The 3,015-nt window shown below is 40.9% G+C and carries 3 protein-coding genes and 1 pseudogene; 2 read left to right on the top strand and 2 right to left on the bottom strand.

Translation table 11 applies throughout. The features are described from left to right. The coding region (locus VFM80_RS00575) for a hypothetical protein (protein WP_395068490.1) at positions 1 to 635 on the bottom strand (635 nt) is incomplete at its 3' end. A 30-nt stretch (positions 636 to 665) separates the two neighbouring features. Continuing rightward, a complete protein-coding gene (locus VFM80_RS00570; protein ID WP_395068488.1) occupies positions 666 to 1,265 on the bottom strand; it encodes a ComF family protein in 600 nt (199 codons plus the stop codon). Positions 1,266 to 1,474: 209 nt separating this feature from the next. Between VFM80_RS00570 and VFM80_RS00565 the strand changes: the two genes are divergently transcribed. Continuing rightward, on the top strand, positions 1,475 to 2,578 hold the full coding sequence (locus VFM80_RS00565; protein ID WP_395068486.1) for a helix-turn-helix domain-containing protein: 1,104 nt from the start codon (positions 1,475 to 1,477) through the stop codon (positions 2,576 to 2,578). Positions 2,579 to 2,590: 12 nt separating this feature from the next. Beyond that, a pseudogene (gene ligA / locus VFM80_RS00560) lies at positions 2,591 to 3,015 on the top strand (NAD-dependent DNA ligase LigA); the annotation flags it as partial.

Genomic DNA, 3,015 nt, shown 5'->3' with positions numbered 1-3,015 from the left:
AGCTCTTTTTCCATTTCATCTACCTCGCCGGTCAGAATTCCATATTTCATTCCATAGCGGATCAAAAGCATGTTCAAGATTCGGTCTTCTTTGGAAACCTCAGGCAGCCCAAAGAACTTCTTCCGCACAAATTCGATCAATAATCTTAGTAAACCCACTTTGTACAGGAAGAACAGGATCAAACCATACCAAATGGCACTAAAGTCCACCGATAGTCCCATTCCTGAAGTAACCTCCCCAAAACTGATCCCGATCAAAAATAACGCTGAGATCCCGTACACCACTCCGTCTTTATTCAACAACTTTGCCAACGGAGTGGAAGTCACATTCACAAAGACACCGGTATTGAAATACCAGAAGAAATAGAAAACTAAGGAAATGACTGCAGCCAGCCAGGGAGTAACTCCAAAAAAGGCAATGATAAAGAACAGCATTAAGGCAAACCCGTCAGAGCTTTTCACCCAGGCATCGGCCTCCTGTATGATCCTTTCCAGGGGACGATTTTTGAGCAAACCGGGTACATAGTTTTCAATTCCTTCTCTTGTAATATGATACCAATTCCCATTTGATGTGGTAATCCCACCGGGGAGTTCCAGCATCTGCCAATTAAACCGTCCTCTTTTAAAATTTTCCATGGTCAAATATAGGCACTTAAACAGACTGATTCAGGCTTGAGCTACCGTAGCTATTATAATCTCATCACATCCCGCCTGCTTAAGCGTGCCGGATAATTCAAATGTAGTGGCTCCGGTGGTAAACACATCATCTATGATCACACAAATCATTCCTTTGAACTTTTCAGGATAGGTAATAGTGAAAGCACCTTCGATATTTTTGCGCCTCTTTTCAAGAGAAAATCCGGTTTGGGTACTTGTATTCTTAGTTCGCTGAACAGCTTCCTTATCTATGAGATGAAGATTTGTTACTTCAGAAACCCCTTTTGCAATATAAAAAGCTTGGTTATAGCCCCGTATTCTCCTCTTTCTTGGATGAAGTGGAACCGGGAGTAATCGGGTTTTCTTATTTTTTATCGTACTCATGAAAAGTGGGTTTCGTAATAAACTTTTTCCCAGCTGACGGCCAATATCAACCCCTACTCCGGTAAGCCGATGATATTTCAATTGATGCAGAAGCTCTTGCAAGTGTCCGCCTTTATCAAAATTCCAAAGTGCATGTTGAAGACAGATTCCCTCGGGCAACATCACATTCCCGGAAGAATACGAATATGTATCTGTTTGATATGCTTCTTCAAATTTATCGTTCAAACATTCACTGCAAACAAAATTTTCTTTAGTGGTCAGTTTCAACCCGCAAACAGTACATACTTTTGGAAATAATATTTCTAAGATACCCTCTGTAAATCCCTTTAAAAGCATTTAAACCCCCAAAATGAATTATGCTGAAACTTTGCTTTCCCTATCGAGTTTATTTACTTAGCTTATTATAATCTTTATGCAGACCTAACCAAGTTTCTATGTCTCTGGGAAAAGACCTCGCTACTATAAGAAAAAATCAGAACCTCACGCAAGAGGATATACAAAATGCGATAAAAATTCCGCTTGATACTATTAAAAGTATTGAAAGCGATAGCATTTTTGACGATCCAAACTTGAATACAACATATGTTCGGAGTTTTGTTCGAAGTTATGCGAAAGTATTAAAGCTTAATGACGCTGATGTTGTTAAGGCACTTGATGACATGGAGGTGGGCATCTATTCCGGAAATCTCTTGGCCGGATCAAAGGAAGCGAATCAGAAAATAAATAGGGGAACATTTTTTGAAAAAACTGAACCGAAAAATGAACCTGATTCAAAATTAGATACATCCGAATCACAGGTATTGCCGGAAACAGAAGCAGAAAAGAAACCTGCACCACCTGAAAAAATAGCAACTCCTGAAGTCAATTCAGTGAACTGGGCAGATATGGGTAGAAAATTCACCACTGCCGGGAAAAAGCCTAAAGTATGGCTGGTAATTTCTATTCTCATCATATTAGGCCTTATTTTCGGAGGTGGGTATGTCTTTTGGGATCAGCTTTCTTCATTGTTTGCGCAGAATGAGTCGAACATTCCGGAAGAACAAACAAGAAATCAACAGTCGGGACAAGAGACCATTATCCCCATGCCTGTAGATTCCTCTTTAAACGAAGATCAACAAGGAAATAACTCACCATCCGAGGCACAGAATCAAGCGCCGGCTGCCGCCACAAATGAACAAATGACACTTGGTGATACGCTAACCGTAGCTGTTTATGCTGCATATGGACAATTAGAACCCATTCGTATCACCAGTGATTTTAATTGGAGAACCGATCCTTTCTGGATGGAAGAAGGCGAGGCCTATAATTTTGATTTCAGAGATACTCTTTTGGTTCGGGGACAATACAGTCGCCTGCTCTTACTTTTTAATGGCCATGTAATTGAGAACCCCCGGCAAAACTATTTCAATACTTCTTTTAATTCTATTATGATCACGCGTTCAATACTAGATGATCCTCGCTACTTAGCCCCGGCACCCCGGGAATTTCCCTTAGAGATCGGAGCACCCGACAGTACCCTATATCGAATCAGATATTAGTAACTTTTATCTATGGATAAGAAAAATGCACAGGAACGTGTAGCGGAACTTCGTGATCTACTCAATAAAGCTAATCAAGCTTATTACCAAGACGCCCGTCCTTTTATAAGTGATAAAGAGTTTGACGAGAAACTCAAAGAACTCGAGAAGCTTGAAAATGAATTTGATCTTCATCATCCTGAATCTCCCACTAAACGTGTAGGCGGTGAAGTTTCTTCTGTTTTTGAAACCGTTCAGCATCCCGTTCCTCTCCTCTCTCTAGACAATACCTATAATGAAGAAGAGCTCAATGATTTTGACGGCCGTGTGAAAAAAATTCTTGGACATGAGGATTACGAGTATATGGTGGAGCTGAAGTTTGATGGCGCCTCCATCCGGCTGCGCTATGAGAATGGAGAGTTGGTTTTGGGAGCCACTCGCGGAGACGGTGAAAAAGG

The organism is Gracilimonas sp., from assembly GCF_035704785.1.
GTDB lineage: Bacteria > Bacteroidota > Rhodothermia > Balneolales > Balneolaceae > Gracilimonas.
Note: the sequence above shows the minus strand (reverse complement) of the source record. Positions and strands in the feature narration are given on the sequence as shown.

Coding starts and splice junctions, on each gene's coding strand:
- VFM80_RS00565 (WP_395068486.1), top strand. CDS start 1,475: ATGTCTCTGGGAAAAGACCTCGCTACTATAAGAAAAAATCAGAACCTC.